The organism is Williamsia serinedens (genome assembly GCF_024171725.1).
GTDB classification, from domain to species: Bacteria; Actinomycetota; Actinomycetes; order Mycobacteriales; family Mycobacteriaceae; genus Williamsia_A; species Williamsia_A serinedens.
In genome coordinates this window covers 730,016-746,637 of the sequence record NZ_JAMTCG010000002.1, presented here as the reverse complement: position 1 = coordinate 746,637, position 16,622 = coordinate 730,016, and the positions used below count along the sequence as shown (strand labels likewise).

At 69.7% G+C, this 16,622-nt stretch carries 16 protein-coding genes; 8 read left to right on the top strand and 8 right to left on the bottom strand.

Annotated features, from left to right (window positions below; all coding sequences use genetic code 11):
- Nucleotides 1-7: 7 nt before the first annotated feature.
- The 7 genes from LX12_RS07150 to LX12_RS07120 all read right to left on the bottom strand — a co-directional run bounded on the left by LX12_RS07150 (nt 8) and on the right by LX12_RS07120 (nt 7,663).
- Complete coding sequence (locus LX12_RS07150) at nt 8-724, bottom strand: ABC transporter permease (protein WP_253653810.1); 717 nt, start codon at nt 722-724, stop codon at nt 8-10.
- Entirely contained in the window at nt 721-1,416 is a 696-nt protein-coding gene (locus LX12_RS07145) for an ABC transporter permease (protein WP_253653809.1), read from the bottom strand. The genes LX12_RS07150 and LX12_RS07145 overlap by 4 nt, the downstream gene beginning before the upstream one ends.
- Nucleotides 1,413-2,513, bottom strand: a complete 1,101-nt coding sequence (locus tag LX12_RS07140) for an ABC transporter ATP-binding protein (RefSeq protein ID WP_253653901.1) — start codon at nt 2,511-2,513, stop codon at nt 1,413-1,415. The genes LX12_RS07145 and LX12_RS07140 overlap by 4 nt, the downstream gene beginning before the upstream one ends.
- Nucleotides 2,514-2,530: 17 nt before the next feature.
- Entirely contained in the window at nt 2,531-3,532 is a 1,002-nt protein-coding gene (locus LX12_RS07135; protein WP_443741617.1) for an ABC transporter substrate-binding protein, read from the bottom strand.
- 54 nt (nt 3,533-3,586) lie between these two features.
- Nucleotides 3,587-4,357, bottom strand: a complete 771-nt coding sequence (locus tag LX12_RS07130; protein ID WP_253653807.1) for a class I SAM-dependent methyltransferase — start codon at nt 4,355-4,357, stop codon at nt 3,587-3,589.
- 193 nt (nt 4,358-4,550) lie between these two features.
- Nucleotides 4,551-5,981 carry an ATP-binding protein gene (locus LX12_RS07125; protein WP_372504939.1) on the bottom strand — a complete coding sequence of 477 codons (1,431 nt, stop codon included), beginning with the start codon at nt 5,979-5,981 and terminating at the stop codon, nt 4,551-4,553.
- Between the two features lie 11 nt (nt 5,982-5,992).
- Nucleotides 5,993-7,663, bottom strand: a complete 1,671-nt coding sequence (locus tag LX12_RS07120) for an NAD(P)/FAD-dependent oxidoreductase (RefSeq protein WP_253653805.1) — start codon at nt 7,661-7,663, stop codon at nt 5,993-5,995.
- 67 nt (nt 7,664-7,730) lie between these two features.
- Here LX12_RS07120 and LX12_RS07115 point away from each other — a divergent pair, with 67 nt between their 5' ends.
- From LX12_RS07115 to LX12_RS07080, 8 genes are all read left to right on the top strand, one after another.
- Nucleotides 7,731-8,462, top strand: a complete 732-nt coding sequence (locus LX12_RS07115) for a YqjF family protein (RefSeq protein ID WP_253653804.1) — start codon at nt 7,731-7,733, stop codon at nt 8,460-8,462.
- A gap of 83 nt (nt 8,463-8,545) precedes the next feature.
- Nucleotides 8,546-9,571, top strand: coding sequence for a hypothetical protein (locus LX12_RS07110; RefSeq protein ID WP_253653803.1), 1,026 nt, complete (start codon nt 8,546-8,548; stop codon nt 9,569-9,571).
- Between the two features lie 107 nt (nt 9,572-9,678).
- Entirely contained in the window at nt 9,679-9,936 is a 258-nt protein-coding gene (locus LX12_RS07105) for a hypothetical protein (protein ID WP_253653802.1), read from the top strand.
- A 102-nt stretch (nt 9,937-10,038) separates the two neighbouring features.
- Complete coding sequence (locus tag LX12_RS07100) at nt 10,039-10,659, top strand: flavodoxin family protein (RefSeq protein WP_253653801.1); 621 nt, start codon at nt 10,039-10,041, stop codon at nt 10,657-10,659.
- Nucleotides 10,656-11,615 (top strand): TIGR03557 family F420-dependent LLM class oxidoreductase, encoded by a 960-nt coding sequence (locus tag LX12_RS07095; RefSeq protein ID WP_253653800.1) that lies wholly within the window; start codon nt 10,656-10,658, stop codon nt 11,613-11,615. The genes LX12_RS07100 and LX12_RS07095 overlap by 4 nt, the downstream gene beginning before the upstream one ends.
- Nucleotides 11,616-11,686: 71 nt before the next feature.
- On the top strand, nt 11,687-12,532 hold the full coding sequence (locus LX12_RS07090) for an NADPH-dependent F420 reductase (protein WP_301284205.1): 846 nt from the start codon (nt 11,687-11,689) through the stop codon (nt 12,530-12,532).
- A 98-nt stretch (nt 12,533-12,630) separates the two neighbouring features.
- On the top strand, nt 12,631-13,917 hold the full coding sequence (locus LX12_RS07085; protein WP_372504950.1) for an ATP-grasp domain-containing protein: 1,287 nt from the start codon (nt 12,631-12,633) through the stop codon (nt 13,915-13,917).
- 41 nt (nt 13,918-13,958) lie between these two features.
- Complete coding sequence (locus LX12_RS07080; protein WP_253653899.1) at nt 13,959-15,956, top strand: hypothetical protein; 1,998 nt, start codon at nt 13,959-13,961, stop codon at nt 15,954-15,956.
- Between the two features lie 9 nt (nt 15,957-15,965).
- Here the strand turns inward: LX12_RS07080 and LX12_RS07075 are convergent, their stop codons facing one another.
- The gene (locus LX12_RS07075; RefSeq protein WP_372504948.1) at nt 15,966-16,613 is read right to left on the bottom strand and encodes a nucleoside/nucleotide kinase family protein; all 648 of its coding nucleotides are present in this window, start codon (nt 16,611-16,613) and stop codon (nt 15,966-15,968) included.
- Nucleotides 16,614-16,622: the final 9 nt, after the last annotated feature.

Sequence of the window (16,622 nt, the reverse complement as noted above, 5' to 3'; positions counted from 1 at the left end):
GATCGTGTCAGACCCGCGCGGCCACCCCGCCGTCGAGAGCCGGTGTGGGCCGGAGTCGTCCGGTTCCCGGCGCCGCGACCCAGACGAGCCCGGCGAGGATCGCGTCGAGCACGAGGGCCAGCAGGGTCACGAGGATCGACCCGGCGATCATCGGTGCGTAGTCGTAGGTGGCGAGCCCGTCGAAGATCGGCCGTCCCAGGCCGCCGAGCCCGGCGTATGCGGCGATCGCGGCGGTCGCGACGATCTGCAACGTCGCGTTGCGGAGCCCACCGAGGATGAGCGGCAACGCATTCGGCAGCTCGACGCGCAGGAGGATCTGCCACTCGCGCATGCCCATCGCCCGCGACGCGTCGACGACGACACGATCGACGTTGGCGACGCCCGAGTACGCCCCGGCCAGCAGCGGCGGGATGCCGAGCAGGATCAGCGCGATCAGTGTCGGGGTCAGCCCGAGGCCCATCCACAGCACGAACAACAGCAGCAGCCCGAGTGTGGGCAGGGATCGGACGACGTTGACCAGACCCACGACGACGACCTCGCCGCGCCCCGTGTGACCCACGATCAACCCCAGCGGCACGGCGACGACGGCGGCGACGGCCACGGCGATGACGGTGTACTGCAGGTGTTGTCCGATGAGCAGGCCCAGACCGTCGACGTCGGCGGTGCCGGTCCAGTTCGTGCCGGTGGTGAGATACGACCAGGTCTGCGCCGCGATGTTGCTCATGCGCCTGCCCCCTGCGCGACGAGTCGCTGTTCCCGACGACGGAACCAGCGCGACTGCGGTGCGGAGCGGGTCCACGGGGTCGCGAGACGTCCGAGCACCACGAGGACCACGTCGATGACCAGCGCCAGCACGACCGTCGCGATGATGCCCGCGATGATCTCGTCGGTGTAGTTGCGGCTGTAGCCCTCGGTGAACAGCTTGCCAAGCCCACCGAACCCAATGACCGAGCCGACCGACACCAGCGAGATGTTGGTGACCGAGACGACGCGGATCGACGCGACGAGGACCGGGATCGCCAGCGGCAGTTGCACCTTGACGACGCGCTCCCACGGCTTGTATCCGATGGCGGTGGCCGCGTCCAGCGAGGCGGCGGGCACGGCGTCGAGCGCCTCGGGCACCGACCGCACCAGCAACGCGGTCGCGTACACCGCCAGCGCGATGATCACGTTCAGGTCGGAGAGGATCCGCGTGTCGATCAACGACGGCAGGACGATGAACAGCGCGATCGACGGGACGGTGAACAGGATCGACCCGACGATGACCGTCACGCGTCGGGCGGTCGCGGATCGGTGCACCGCCAGGCCGAGCGGGATGGCGATGACCAGCGCCACGACGATCGGGATGAGCGCCAGCTTCAGGTGTTCGCCGACGAGGCCCCAGACCTTGTCGAAGTGGTCGAGGAGGTAGTTCACGACGACGTCCGCTCGCGCTCGATCACCGACAGCACACCGGCGGCGCGGAGGCCGCCGGTCACCTCGCCCGCGGAGTCGACGACGACCCCGACGCCCGACGGTGACGACAGCGCGGCGTCGAGCGCCTGACGCGCGGTACCGCCTTCGACGAAGAGCGACCCACCGGCAGAACAGCTCTCGTAGAGTCCGGCGCCGCCGCGATGGGATGCGACACCGGCGGCGTCGACCCAGCCGAACGGCCGCCGGTCACCGTCCAGGACGAGCCGCCAGTCGTCGTCGCCGAGACTCAGGCCGTCGATCTCGGGTTCGGTGATCGGGACCAGCGGCTCCATCGGGATCTGCTGCCCGGAGGTGAACTGCAGCAGCCGATATCCGCGGTCGCGTCCGACGAAGCCGGCGACGAAGTCGTCGGCGGGGGCGGCGAGCAACCGCTCGGGGGTGTCGTACTGGTGGAGTCTGCCGCCGGATCCGAAGATCGCGATGCGGTCGGCGAGCTTCACGGCCTCGTCGATGTCATGGGTGACGAACACGATCGTCTTGCGGAGTTCGCCTTGCAGACGGAGCATCTCGTTCTGCAGGTCCTCGCGCACGACGGGGTCGACGGCGCTGAACGGCTCGTCCATCAGCAGGATCGCGGGGTCGGCGGCGAGGGCGCGCGCCACGCCGACACGCTGCTGCTGTCCGCCGGAGAGCTGCGCCGGGTACCGGGTCGCGAGCGACGCGTCGAGACCGACGCGCTCCAACAGTTCCATCGCCGCGTTCCGGGCCTGTCTGCGGGAGACACCCTGCAGCACAGGCACTGTCGCGACGTTGTCGACGATGCGCTGGTGCGGCATGAGACCCGCGCTCTGGATCACGTACCCGATCCCGCGGCGCAGCCTCACCGGGTCGACGCCGGCGACGTCGTCACCGTCGACGCGCACCACTCCGCCGGTCGGCGTGATCATCTTGTTGATCATCCGCATGGATGTCGTCTTGCCGCAGCCCGACGGGCCGACGAACGCCGTGAAGGACCCGGCCTCGATCGCCAGGTCGAGCGTGTCGACCGCGGTGGTCCCGTCGGGGTAGGTCTTGGTGACCGACTCGAAGCTGATCATCGTCGATTCGGGACTGGTCATCGCTGTCCGATCTTCTCGTTCAGGTTCCATCTGTCGACCCATTCCGACGCCGCCTGTTCGACCTCGAGTTTGCGGGGGCCGGACACGGCGTAGTTCAGGTCGCGGAGCTCGGTGACGGTCAGTTTCGCCGAGACCGCGTTCAGCACCTCGAGCAGCTTGGGTGTCACCTTCGACTTGGCGATCAATGGGACGATGTTGTTGGCCGGGAAGTTGTTCTTCGGGTCCTCGAGGACGACGAGGTTCTCGGTCGTGATCGCCGGCGTCGTCGTGTAGATGTCAGCGGCGGTGACGCGACCCGAGGTGAGCTCGTTGATGGTCGCCTGTCCACCGGAGTCGTTGTTGGGTCGGAACTCCACGCGCAGGCCGTAGTTCTTCTCCAGGCCCGGCACACCCACCGAGCGCGTCGCGAACTCGCTGTTCGCCATGAACGTGACGGTCTGCCGCTTCGACAGCTCGGCCAGATCGCCGATGGTCTTGAGGCGGTAGCGATCGGCCGTCGTCGAGGTGACGGTGACGCTGTCGGAGTCGGATCCGGGCGCGGGCTCACCGATCGCGAGGTCCGGTCCGAGGGCCTCGGGCATCGCGGCCTCGATGCCCGGCAGGTCGGTGATCGTCGAGATCTGTTCTGCGCGTTCGGCGGACACGGCCGAGTTGTTGGACGCCAGGTAGTAGAGGAGGTTACCGATGAAGTCCGGCGTCAGGTCGATGTCACCGGCCTTGAGTGCGGGGACGTAGCGCTCGCGGGTGCCGGAGTTGAGCTGGTCGGTGACCTGGAAGTCGTTGGCCTTCAGTGCGTCGATGTAGATCTGCCCGATGATCTGCGCCTCGAGCACACCACCGGAGCCGACGACGATGTGGTTCGGGTCCGGGTCGCGTGAGCCGGCGCGGTCGAGCGGGTCGAAGCACCCCGCGAGGAGCACGGCGACGGCCGCGAGCGTCACGGTGAGGACGAAGCGACCGCGGCGCTGGCGGCTCGTGGGCAGGCGCACCCGTTCCATACAACACCACTGACCGGCGCGACGTGCGCCTTCGGCGCGCGGCGGGCGAGCTCGTCAGCGTACGAGCGCGGTCACGACCACGTAGGGCGAGTCGAACGCGATAGTCCCGTCGGTGTCGGCGACCCCGGTCAGCGTCGCCTCGAACGCGGTGAGCAGCCGGTCGCGCTGCACCTCGTCGACGCGGGACAGCAGGTCGACATGAACCGGCGACTCGTGGGAGATGAAGTGCAGCGCGGTGTCGACGGAGTCGAACCGCCAGGTGTGCACACGCGGGTCGACCTCGACGGTGTGGAACCCGTCGGCGAGCCGAGAGCGCACCGTCTCCGCGTCACCCCAGGCGTCGGGCCCCGGCTGGTCGCTCGGCGGCGGCCCGAGGACCTCGACCACCGGATCGTGGAAGGGGTTGTGCGCGCCGCGGGTCCACGCGGTGAACCCCAACGTCCCGCCGGGCCGCAGCAGGCGGGCGATCTCGTCGAGCACCGCGGGTGGGGTGAAGATGATCCCCATGCTCGACAGCACCACGTCGGCGCTGTCGTCCGGAAGTCCGGTGTCGACGGCGTCGGCGACCAACCAGTCGATCGCGTCGGGAGAAGCCGCACGGGCGATGTCGACGAGTTCGGGGGTGATGTCGACGCCGGTCACCCGGGCAGCACGGCGCACCGCGGATCGGGCGACAGACCCTGTGCCACAGGCGAGGTCGACGACGTCGGCGCCGGCCAGCGATCGAAGATCGTCGACCCGGGCGACGAGTTCCTCGGCGACGGGCGCGATGAGCGTGGCCACGGACTCGTACCGACCTCGCGCCCACGGCGCCTGCTGGGACATGCGGTCAGCCTAGTGCCGCGCTCACCGGACAGGCCGCTCCACAAACCCGCGTCGAACCGGCCGTCCCGCGCCGAGCTGGGCGTGGGTCGACGAGGTGCGCGCGGGTTCGCGGCGCGGCAGCCGAACCCGGCATCGAACTCGCCTGTCCGCGCCGAGCCGGGCGCGGATCCACACGGACGACGCGGGTGGCCCTTCAGTCCGTGGCGGGAGGGACCTCGGGCGTCGGTGCCTCCAGCGGGATCCGCACCTCGAAGACCGTGTCACCGGGTACCGATCGCACCGTGAGGCTGCCGTGGTGCTTCTTCACGACGATCCGCCACGAGATGTCGAGACCGAGACCGGTCCCCTCCCCGACCGCCTTCGTCGTGAAGAACGGCTCGAAGATGCGGGTCCGGATGTCCTCTGGGACGCCGGGGCCGGTGTCGGCGATCTCGACGACGGCGTCGTCACCGTCGCGGCGGGTGCGGACCGTCAACGTCCCCGAGCCGTCCATCGCGGCGACCGCGTTGTCGATAAGGTTGGTCCACACCTGGTTCAGCTCGGCGGCGTAGACCGGCAGTGCCGGCAGGGCGGGGTCGTATTCGCGGACCACGTCGACCCCGTCGCCGATCTTGCGACCGAGCATCACCAACGTCGAGTCGATCAGCTCGCGCAGGTCGGCACGCTGGTGGGGCGCCCGGTCCATCTGGGAGTACTGACGCGCGGCCTCGACGAGCGTCGACACCCGGGTCGTCGAGTCACCGATCTCGTTCATCAGCAACTCGGTCTCGACGGTGTAGAACAGCCACCGGACCGCGCTCTCGAGGATCGATGCGTCCACACGGGCGGACACCTTCTCCAACCAGTCGACGTCGAAGCCGGCGGCGACGAACGGCGAGGCGAGCTCCCAACTCTGGGCGATGCCGTGGTCGTCGAGCCAGTCGGCGATCGCGTCCTCCCGGTCGGCGGCCTCCAGCGGGGTCAGCGTCGGCGCCTTGGCGACGAGTTCGGCGGCCTCGTCCTGCAGGCGGATGAGCGTCGTGATCGCCTCGGCGTCGTAGACGCCCGACGCGATGACCTGCAGCTTGCGCCGCATGTGCGAGACACGGTCGCGCAGGGCCGACGTCGCCCGCACCGCCGCCGCGGCCGGGTTGTTGAGCTCGTGGGTCAACCCCGCCGACAGCGAGCCGAGCGCGAGCAACCGTTCGCGCTGGTCGAGGACCTGCCGGGAGTTCTGGTTGCCGATGAACAACCCCTCGAGAAGGTGGACGGCCATCGGGAACCACTCGCGGACGAGCCGGCCGAACACCTCGGCGTCGAGGACGAAGAACCGCGAGCGGGTCACGGCGCGCATCGACGCCGGGTAGGTGTCGGACCCCAGATCGCCGAGATACGCCTGCCAGGCGCCGGCGTAGACACCCTTCTGCGAGGTCCGCGAGATCTGGATGTCCTCGCCCCCCGACATCTTCGACATCACCACCTCGCCGGAGATGAGGACGTAGAAGCACGTGGCCGGTTCACCCTCGGTGTAGAGCGGACCGGGCTCGATCTCGACGACGTGCCCCTCGCGGCACAGCGTGTCGAGCTGCTCCGGCGAGAGGTGTTCGAAGAGGAACAGCTCGCGCAGCTCCTCGGGTGTGCACATCACCCGTTCTGTCATGACTGCCCCAGATATCTGTGGACGAGCATCACGGCCATCGCCCCCTCGCCCACGGCGGAGGCGACGCGTTTTGCGGACTGCGACCGGACGTCACCGGCGGCGAACACGCCGGGGACGGTGGTCTCGAGGTGGTGCGGCATCCGGTCGAGCGACCAGCCACCGGGCACCACTCCGTCCGAGATCAGGTCGGGACCGGTCGGGATGAAGCCGTGCGGGTCCCGCGTGACCACCCCGTCGAGCCAGTCGGTGCGTGGTGCGGCGCCGATGAACAGGAACAGGAAGGCGCTCGCGACGGTCTCCTCGTCGCCGGTGGTGCGGTCGCGCAGGGTGATCGTCTCGAGGTGGTCCTCGCCGCCGACCCCGACGACCTCGGTGCAGGTGCGGACGGTGACGTTCGGGGTCTTCTCGATCTGCGCGATGAGGTAGTGCGACATCGACGCCTGCAACGACGGGGCGCGGACGACGATCGTCACCGACCGCGCGCCCCGGGCGAGGTACAGCGCGGCCTGGCCGGCGCTGTTCGCACCGCCGACGATGTAGACGTCCTGATCGCTGCACCGCGCGGCCTCGGTGACCGCCGACCCGTAGTAGACGCCGCGGCCGGTGAGTGCGTCGAGACCGTCCGCGTCGTGCCGACGGTAGGAGACCCCGGTCGCCAGGATGACGGTGTGCGCGTCGATGGTGCTGCCGTCGTCGAAGCGCACCGTCCGGGCCGACCCATTGACCTCGAGGGCGACGACGTCGCGGGTGGTGATCAACTCGGCGCCGAACCGGATCGCCTGGCGCCGCGCGCGGTCGGCGAGCTGTGCGCCCGACACGCCGTCGGGGAAGCCCAGGTAGTTCTCGATACGCGAGCTCTGGCCCGCCTGGCCACCGGTCGCGGTGCGTTCCACGAGCACCGTCCGCAGTCCCTCGCTGGCGCCGTACAGCGCCGACCCCAGGCCCGCCGGCCCGCCCCCGACCACGACGAGGTCGTAGAAGTCGCCGCTCGGGTTGGTCTGCAGGCCCAGGTGGTCGGCCAGCGCGGTGTCGGTCGGCTCCTGCAGCACGGTCCCGTCCGCGCACACGACGACCGGCAGTCGCGCGTCGTCGGCGAGGCCGGCGGCCGCGAGCAGCCGGGTCCCCTCGGGCTCGTCGGACATGAACCAGCGGTAGGCGAGCTGGTTGCGGGCCAGGAACTCCCGCATGGCGGAGCTGCGGGGGTCCCACCGGTGTCCGACGATCCGCGTGTCGTCGGACCGACTCCGGTCCGACGCGCGCCACGCCTCGAGCAGCGCATCCACCACGGGGTAGAGCTTCTCCTCCGGCGGGTCCCACGGCTTGAGCAGGTAGTGGTCGAGATCGACGACGTTGATGGCGTCGATCGCGGCGCCGGTGTCGGCGTAGGCGGTCAGCAACACCCGCTTCGCGGCGGGGACCAGGTCCATCGCCTGTTCGAGGAACTCGATGCCGGTCATGAGCGGCATGCGGTAGTCGGCGAGGATCACCGCCACCTCGTCGCCGCGCAGGGTGATCTCCCGGAGGGTGTCGAGCGCGGTGTCGGGCGACTCGGCCCGGATGATGCGGTGGTTCTCGCCGTAGCGACGCCGCAGGTCGCGGGCCACGGCACGCGACACCGACGGGTCGTCGTCGACGGTCAGGATGGCGGGTTTGCTCCCGGATGGCACAAGGGTGAATTGTCCGCTCGGTCACGGTCCCGTGTCACATGGAACGGGCCGCGGGATACTGGTCCCCATGTCCAGCATCCTGGGAGCACCGCTGACCGCGCCGAAGCTGCCGCGGCCGATGATCCTCGACCAGCGGTGGGAGAACCTGACTTTCGTCCACTGGCCCGTCGACGCGTCGTCGGTGGCGCACATGTTCCCGCGCGGGACGCGTCCGGACGTGTTCGCCGACGGCGTAACCTACGTCGCCCTCGTCCCGTTCGAGATGCACGACATCTCGCTGGGCCGCACCCCTGCGGTCCCGTACCTGGGTTCGTTCGCCGAGACCAACATCCGCCTCTACTCCGTCGACGACAAGGGCCGTCACGGCGTGCTGTTCCGGTCGCTCGAGACGAGTCGTCTCGCCGTGGTGCCGCTGACCCGCATCGGTCTGGGGATCCCGTACACCTGGGCCGACATGTCGATCCGGCGCATGGGGACCCGCGTGGAGTACGTCAGCAAGAGGCGGTGGCCCGATCGCGGACTGCGCAGTCGACTCGAGGTCGAGATCGGCGAACCGGTGGAGCCGACCGACCTCGAACAGTGGCTGACCGCCCGCTGGGGTGCGCACACCCGCGTCGCCGGACGCACGCTGTGGGTGCCGAACCAGCACTCGTCGTGGCCACTGCACCGCGCGGACATCGTGCACCTCGACGACGACCTGCTCGATGCGAGCGGCGTCCGCGCGGCGGGACCCCCGCTCCGCGCTCTGTGGTCCCCGGGTGTCCGGACGCAGTTCGGGCGGCCCGCGATCGTCGCCTGACACCGTCGGGTCGTCGCAGGTTGCGAACGGTGAATGTGTGATGAGATATCGCACAGATCGCCCTCGCCCGCCCAGGAGCACCGATGACCCGTCCGCCCCTCACCTCGCGCGTCCTGTGGCGCTGCGTCCTGATCGCGCTCGCGGCAGCGGTCGGTGCAGGATCGCTCACCGCGTGCGGTGACGACGCCCCGCCGAACCCGGCGGCCATGTTCAGCGGCACGTACTCGGTCACGCGGACGACCACCTCCACGGACGGCTCCACCACCACCGGCAGCGACGCCACCCCACAGACGTCGACCTGGGTCGTCCAGACATCCTGCGCGGGGCCGGGTTCCGGCTGTGTCGCGGTCGCCTCGTCGACCGCCGCGGACCCGAGCCTGCCCTACGACCAGCAACGCATGGACTTCGTGTTCGAGAACGGGGCCTGGTCGCGCGTCGTCGTCCCGCCGACTCGACCCTGCGTGCCGCAGGGACTCTCGGCCCCCGTCGACGAGCCGTGGGTCGCGCTCGAGAGCGCGTCGCTGCGTGCCAACGACTCCGCGAGCCGGCTCTCGGGCACGCTCGCATCGGTCCAGGGCGGTTCCTGCGCCATGACGTCGGAGGGGACGATCACCCTCGAGCGCACCGGGGGCCTGCCGTCGGGGACCCGCAAGCTGGGCGACGTCCGGGTGCCGACGGCGGTCACCTCGCCGGTCGAGGGCTTCCGGGGCACCTACGAGGAAACGACGACGATCGTCGCGTGGAACCCGCCCACGCTCATCCGGACACCCACCGTCCAGACGACCCGCTTCACCGCGACCCCGACGTGCACCCGTGACGCGACCACATGCGCCGTCGTCATGGTGGACCAGGGTTCTCAGGGCGCCTCGCCCACGGTCGCCGGGTACACCGGCGGCCCCTCGCGGCGGCTCTCGCAGGTCGAGACCGTCGGACCCCGGCGCTGCGCGGACGGTCGCAGCTATCGGCCGGTGCTCACCTCGACCGCCACGCTCCCCGACGACGCCGCGTCTCCCGTGCCCTCGGTCACCAGCACCTCGACGCTCGCGTGGACCGAGGCATGCCCGGGTCGTGTGACCTTCGAGAACGACCTCCGACGCGTCGGCGACTGACGGGAAGGTCACGGCGGCGTTATCGAAACGCGACCGCCGACACGGTTGCACCGTCGATTGCCTCGAGCTCCTTTCGGGCACGTCTGCCCGGTCCTACCGTCGTAGACGTGACGAACCACAAGGCAATCGCAGACCACCTCGCACTCGGATCGTCGCCGGCACAGGTCGCGGCGGCACTCGACGCACCCCTCGCCGACGTCGAACGCTGCGTCGCGGGCCTGCAGACCATCCTCCGAGCGTCCACCCTCGACGACATCCGTGGCCGCCTGGTCCAGATGGGTTACGGCACAACGCCGCTGGCCCCGTTCAGCGTCGAGGCGTTCAGCGCCCACAGCCGTACACCGCAGGTGGCCCCCGCCGCCTGACCCCCCGGTCTCGGCGAGTGCAGACCTGGCTGCCGTCGAGACCCGCCCGCGCGGTGACGCGCGAATCCCCGTGCGCCACACCGCAGAGACCCAGGAGTCGCCATGTCCGACGACACCCTTTCCGTGCTCGCACTCGTGTGCACGCTCACGCCCTCACCATCGCAGTCGAGCAGTCAGCTGCTCGCCGACCAACTTCTCGCGGCCTTCCCCGACGGCACGCGCACCGAGTCCGTCCGCGTGGTCGACCACGACGTGCGGCCCGGCGTCGAGGCCGACATGGGTGACGGCGACGCGTGGCCCGGCATTCGCGAGAAGATCCTCGCGGCCGATGTCCTCGTGGTCAGCACGCCGACCTGGGTGGGTCAACACAGCAGCGTGTGTCAGCGGGTGTTCGAGCGTCTCGACGCCGAGCTGTCCTACACCGACGACCAGGGTCGGCCACACCTGTTCGGCAAGGTCGCGATTGTCGGCGTCGTCGGCAACGAGGACGGCGCCCACCACATCAGCGCGATCGCGTTCCAGTGCCTGAACGACGTCGGCTACACGATCCCCGCCCAGGGCGTCAGCTACTGGAACGGCGAGGCGATGCACGGTACCGACTACCTCGACCTCGACGAGACACCCGAGGGCACCGCATCCACCACCCGCACCGCCGCATCGAACGCGGCACACCTCGCGCACCTGCTGAAGGGCGCGCCCTACCCCGCGAACGGAGCATCATGAGCCGCCTCGGCTACTTCCTGTCCTGCGAGCAGTTCGGTCCCGCCGAACTCGTCGACCAGGCCCGCCGCGCGGAGGACGCCGGGTTCGACGCCCTGTGGATCTCCGACCACTTCCACCCCTGGAACGACGCCGAGGGACACAGCCCGTTCGTGTGGGGTGTGATCGGCGCACTGTCGCAGGCGACGTCCCTGCCGATCGCCACCGCCGTCACCTGTCCGACGGTGCGGATCCACCCGGCGATCATCGCCCAGGCCGCCGCGACCGCCTCGGTCCAGCTCGACGGGAAGTTCGTCCTCGGTGTCGGCTCGGGTGAGGCGCTCAACGAGCACATCCTCGGCGACCCGTGGCCGTCGGTGGGGGTGCGTCTGCGGATGCTCGAGGAGGCGGTCGGCGTGATCCGGCTGCTGCAGGAGGGCCGCGAGATCAGCCACCACGGGGAGTTCTACGAGGTGCAGGACGCGCGGCTGTACACGCTGCCGGAGAACCCGACGCCGATCTATGTCTCGGCGTTCGGACCGCAGGCCGCGGAGGTGGCCGGCCGCATCGGGGACGGCCTCGTCACGGCGATGGCCGACACCGAGCTGATCCAGGCGTTCCGCGACGCCGGTGGTGCCGGCAAGCCGATCCAGGCCGGCACGAAGGTCGCGTGGGGACCCGACGCGGACGCCGCACTCGACCTCGCGCACCGTTTGTGGGCCAACGAGCAGCTACCCGGCCAGCTGGGACAGACGCTCCCCCGGCCGCAGGACTTCGAGGCGGCGATGTCGCTGGTCGACCGGGAGACCGTCGGCGACGCCGTCGCCCATGGCGACGACCCCGAGGCCCACGCCCAGCAGATCCAGCAGTTCCTCGACGCGGGGATCGACGAGGTGTACGTGCATCAGATCGGGCCGGACATGGAGGGCTTCTTCGACGCGTGGTCGCGCGACATCCGGCCGCTGCTGACCGGGATCTGACAGCGCACACGACGACGGCGCCGACACCCTCGTGAGGTGCCGCCGCCGTCGGTCGGTGGACGGAACCGGTGATGCGCCTCTCGGCGAGTGGCCGCTCGTGGCGGCAATGGGTGGGGCCCGGGGCATTCGGTCCGGCTCCGTCGCGCTGTTCAACCGCACACCCACTCCGGCTATTCCGACGGAGCGGACGTCTCGCGCATCACACCGGTGTGGGGCGCCGGAATACCCGTCGGATGCCGGTGCTTCTGCCTGTCATGCGTATCGGGATCATCGGAGCAGGACACATCGGCGGCAGCCTCACGCGGCGACTCACCGCTCTCGGACACGAGGTGCAGGTCGCGAACTCGCGGGCACCGGAGACGTTGACGGAGCTGGCCGAGGAGACCGGTGCCACGCCCGTGTGGGCGCGTGACGCCGCCAAGGACGCCGACCTCGTCATCCTGTCCATCCCGCAGAAGAACGTCCCCGACCTCGAGCCGGGCATCTTCGCCTCCCGCAAGGACGGCGCCCCGATCATCGAGACGAACAACTACTACCCGCAGCAGCGCGACGGACTCATCGCGGCGATCGAGGACGGGCAGACCGAGAGCGCCTGGGTGTCCGAGCAGATCGGTCAACCGGTCGTGAAGGTGTTCAACGGCATCTTCTGGAAGTTCCTGCTGGAGCGCGGCAAGTCCGCCGGCGAGGAGGGACGTATCGCGTTGCCGATCGCCGGCGACGACGCCGCCGCGAAGGTGATCGTGTCCGACCTGGTGGACGAGCTGGGGTTCGACCCGGTCGACGGCGGGACCATCGCCGAGTCGTGGCGTCAGCAGCCGGGCACCCCGGTCTACGGCCAGCACGGCAGCGCCGACGAGACCCGCGCCGCCCTCGAGGAGGCGTCCCCCGAGCGCACCGCGGACTGGAAGGCCGCCTGATCGCGTCGTCGGCTGCGCCGAATAGGTAGCCGTCTGCGTCATCTGTACCGTTGGCGGGGCTCGACCCCCGACCGTTCGACGGGAAGGAGACAGGCATGATGCAGACGCAGACACAGTCCTCGTCGCAGTCACAGACGCAGGTGCAGTCCACGAGGCAGCGAGCGCCGCAGGACCCCGACAAGGGATTCGTGGCTCTCCTCGGATGGAGTCTCGCCGCAGTCGAGGCCCTCGACGCATTCGATCGCCGGTACGTCGTCGTCGCCCCCGAGTGGGCGCGCGACTACTGCGACCAGCACGACATCCCGTATCTGTCGTGGGACTTCGAACGTCTCAACGACCGCTCGCTGGAGATCGCCGAGACCCTGCGTGACCGCGGTGTGGACGTGGCGATCCCGCTGTACGAGGAGACCGTCGAGTGGGCCGGCGCGATCAACTCCGTGCTTCTCGACAACCCGAGGCTGTTCGGCCAGGCGATGCTGTTGCGCGACAAGGCCCTCATGAAGCGGCGCGCACAGCTCGGCGGTATCCGCGTCGGCATCTTCGAGGAGGCGCACGACCGCGAGGACGTCATCCGTTTCCTGCGACGTGTCAACCAGACGCTGCTGAAGCTCGACGGTGACCCGAACGACCCGATCCACCTCAAGGCGTTCGACAAGGCCGGCTGCCTGGGTCATCGCGTGATCCGCACTCCCGACGAGGTCGACTCGATCCCGGACGAGGAGTTCCCGGTGCTGATGGAGTCGCACCTCGACGGCTGGGAGTTCGCCGTCGAGGCGTGGATCCACGACGGGAAGATCAAGTTCCTGAACATCTCCGAGTACGTGACGCTGGGCTACTCGGTGTTCGTGCCGGCGACGCCGGAACTGGAGAAGTACCGTCCGGCGATCACCGCGCAGATCGAGAAGCTGATCAAGGCGTTCGACATCGAGTTCGGCTTCATCCACCCGGAGTACTTCGTCACCAGCGACGGCGAGATGTACTTCGGCGAGGTCGCCTACCGCCCACCGGGTTTCAAGGTCTTCGAGCTCCTCGAGCGCGCCTACGGCTTCAACGCCTACCAGGGGCTCGCGCTCGCCTTCGACCCGAAGACCACCGAGGAGGAGATCGACGCGTTCTTCCCGCGAGAGGTCGTCGACGCGACCGGCGTCGCCGGGTGTTTCGGGGTGTATCCCCGTCGGCGCGTGGTCAGTTCGTTGGAGATCCCGGCCGAGACGGCCGAGCACGACTACTACGAGACCAACGACCTCGCACCGCCGTTGGAGCAGACGGTCACCAAACGCACCGCCTTCGGGACACATTGGGGGCTGCTGTACTTCTTCGGTGACGACCCCACCCGTATGCGTGACCTGTTGAAGCACCAGGAAGAACTGGACTTCTACGTGTGAGACAGGATCTCGGAACGGGTGACCGCGGACCCACTCAGTCGATGGACCCCGGTGGCGCCGCGGGGTCCCCTGTGCCCGATCCGGCGCTCACGTCGCGGCTGGCCCAGCTCGACCACGCCACCGCGGCACTGCGGGACGCGCCGGACTTCTCCAAGAGCACCAAGGTGCGGCGTGTCCTCGACTCGCTGACGCGTGCCCTGTCCCAGCGGGCTGGGTGCGCGGCGGTCCGCGAGCGGGCCGGGGCGCTCGAGGAGGCCGGGGTGTTCGCGGGCACGGACTGGGGTCACCCCGACATCCTGGTGCCCGCGATCGTCGGGACGAGCCTGCGCAGCGGTCACGCCGACACGGTGGCGCTCGAGGCGGCTAGCGAGTTGCGGCTGGTCGCCGTGGCCACCGGCGAGATGTCGCATCCCGCGGTGGACGCCGACGACGCACGACGTTTCCTGTCGCAGGTCCTGGCGATGAACCTCGAGGTGTTGTTCACGCCGCCGTCGGAGGCCGAACGCATCCGACTCGGACAGACCGCCACCCTCATCCGTGACCTCTTCCGCTACGTCGCCGAGCAGATCGGCTACGACAGCGTCCTCGACGAACTGGTCGAGGAGATCTGGCGCATCCTGCGGCAGCGGCCGATCCAAGTGGAGCAGGTGACGGCCATGGTCACCCGCATCGCCATCTACCGCGACGATCCCGACGTCGATCTCGGCACGTCGGGATCGGGCCTCGACCGGCTCATCACCGCGCTGTTCGGCACCACCGAGGCGTGCCGTGAGGACCCCGGCGTCGACGTCTACCGGTCACGGCTCGAGGTGATGGACGCCGGCGGGCTGCAGTTCGAGGCCGGCGGGTTCGCCCGCGCCATGCACGACACCGGGCTGGTCTCGCCGTATCACGCGACACTGCTCCGGTATCTGGTCGAGACCAATCCGCACCTGCTGCCCGAGGCCCTCGGGCTGTCGGACGTGGGTCGCACGTCGCTGCAACGCTTCCCGGATCTCGTGTACCGCCTCGTCGAGGTCGCCGTCCACCCCGAGACCGCGCAGTGCATCTACGGTCTCGCGTTGATGCTCGACCGCGGCCTGCTCCATCAGCCGCCGATCGTCCCGTCGCTGTGGCGTCAGATCGCGCTGCCGCTGTCGGACGCGTCGCGGGAACGACTGCGCCTGGCCTTCGGTGACACCCCGGACCCCTCGGCACGCCTGCTCGCCGGCCTCCTGTCGATGCTGGGTCAGCCGCTCGGTGTGGGGCAGGGCGACAACCCGACGTGCCAGTCGGCCCGCGCACTGTCGATGTGGGCCTACAACGACCCCGACTACCTCCTGCAGATGGTCGTGTGGGCAGCCCGCGACGACGAGATCGTCATGCACTTCGAGGGCAAGGCCATCTCGTCGACGGCGAGCGAGAGCGGTGTCGCGACGAGCGACCCCGTCGACCTCGACCCGGTCTCCCTGCTGCTGGTCCCCCACCTCGACCGCATCTACGCCGAGATGGTCCGGGAGTGCGCCGGCCGGCCCGGTGACCCGCACCGCTGGGTGAACCCCGAGTTCCACGGATGGTGGTCGTGGCGGGAGTTCCACATCGACGTCGACGTCGAGACCGGCGACCTCGTCGACCTCGACGCGTTCCTGCGCCAGTTCCACGCGTCGTACCACCCCGCCTACAACGGGGACCAGCCGCTCATCCACCCGCAGCCGGCCGGCGTCGCCGTCACCGACAGCGCGGCGCGCTACGTCGGGTGGCATGCGATCACGATCCTGCGGGTGGCCGCCGACCCGGACGGCGTCATGCGGGTGTACTTCTTCAACCCGAACAACGACAGCGGGCAGGACTGGGGCGACGGCGTCGTCGTCGGGACCGCCGGCAACGGCGAGCGCCACGGCGAGGGCTCGCTGCCCTTCGACCAGTTCGCGTCGCGGCTGTACATCTTCCACGCCGACCCGTTGGAGAACGGTCGCCCCGACGACGTCCCCGCCGAGGACATCGACCGCATCGTCGGCTACATCCGCCGCAGCTGGGGTGCCGACCGCATGCCGTCCTGACGGGCCGCGCTAGCGCTCGATCGTCCACCCGTCGGGACCGGAGGCGATCACACGGTCGGCCCGCGCGGCCGTCGACAGAACCGATGCGGCGTTGGGCTCGTCGACGTCGTCGATCCATGCACGCGCCGCCGACGGCGTCTTGCCGAACTCGACGTGCCGGGTCAGGAGGCGGTCACGACGGGTCGGCTCGTCGGCGGTCACGAACCACACGGCGTCCATCACGGCTCGCGCCGCCGCCCAGACGGGATCGTCGAGCAGGAGGTAGTTGCCCTCGGTGACCACGAGCCGCGCCTGCGGAAGCACCACCAGCGCGGCGGCCACCGGCTGCTCGAGGGTCCGTTCGAAGCCGGGCGCGTAGACGGGTCGATCGGTCTCGAGACGAGTTCGCTCGAGCAGGGCCGCGTATCCGGCCGCGTCGAAGGTGTCGGGCGCACCCTTGCGACCGAGTGCTCCCAGGCGCCGCAGCTGATCGTCGGCCAGGTGGAAGCCGTCCATCGGCACGAGCGCGGCCCATCCCGGTCCTCGGAGCTCCTCGATCCGGGCGACGAGCGCCGTCGCCATCGTGGTCTTGCCCGCCCCGGGCGGACCGGTGATGCCGAGGACAGCGCGTCCGTCTTCCCCGACGAGGTCGATGGCATCCCGGGCGAGAGAGTCGATCACCACGGC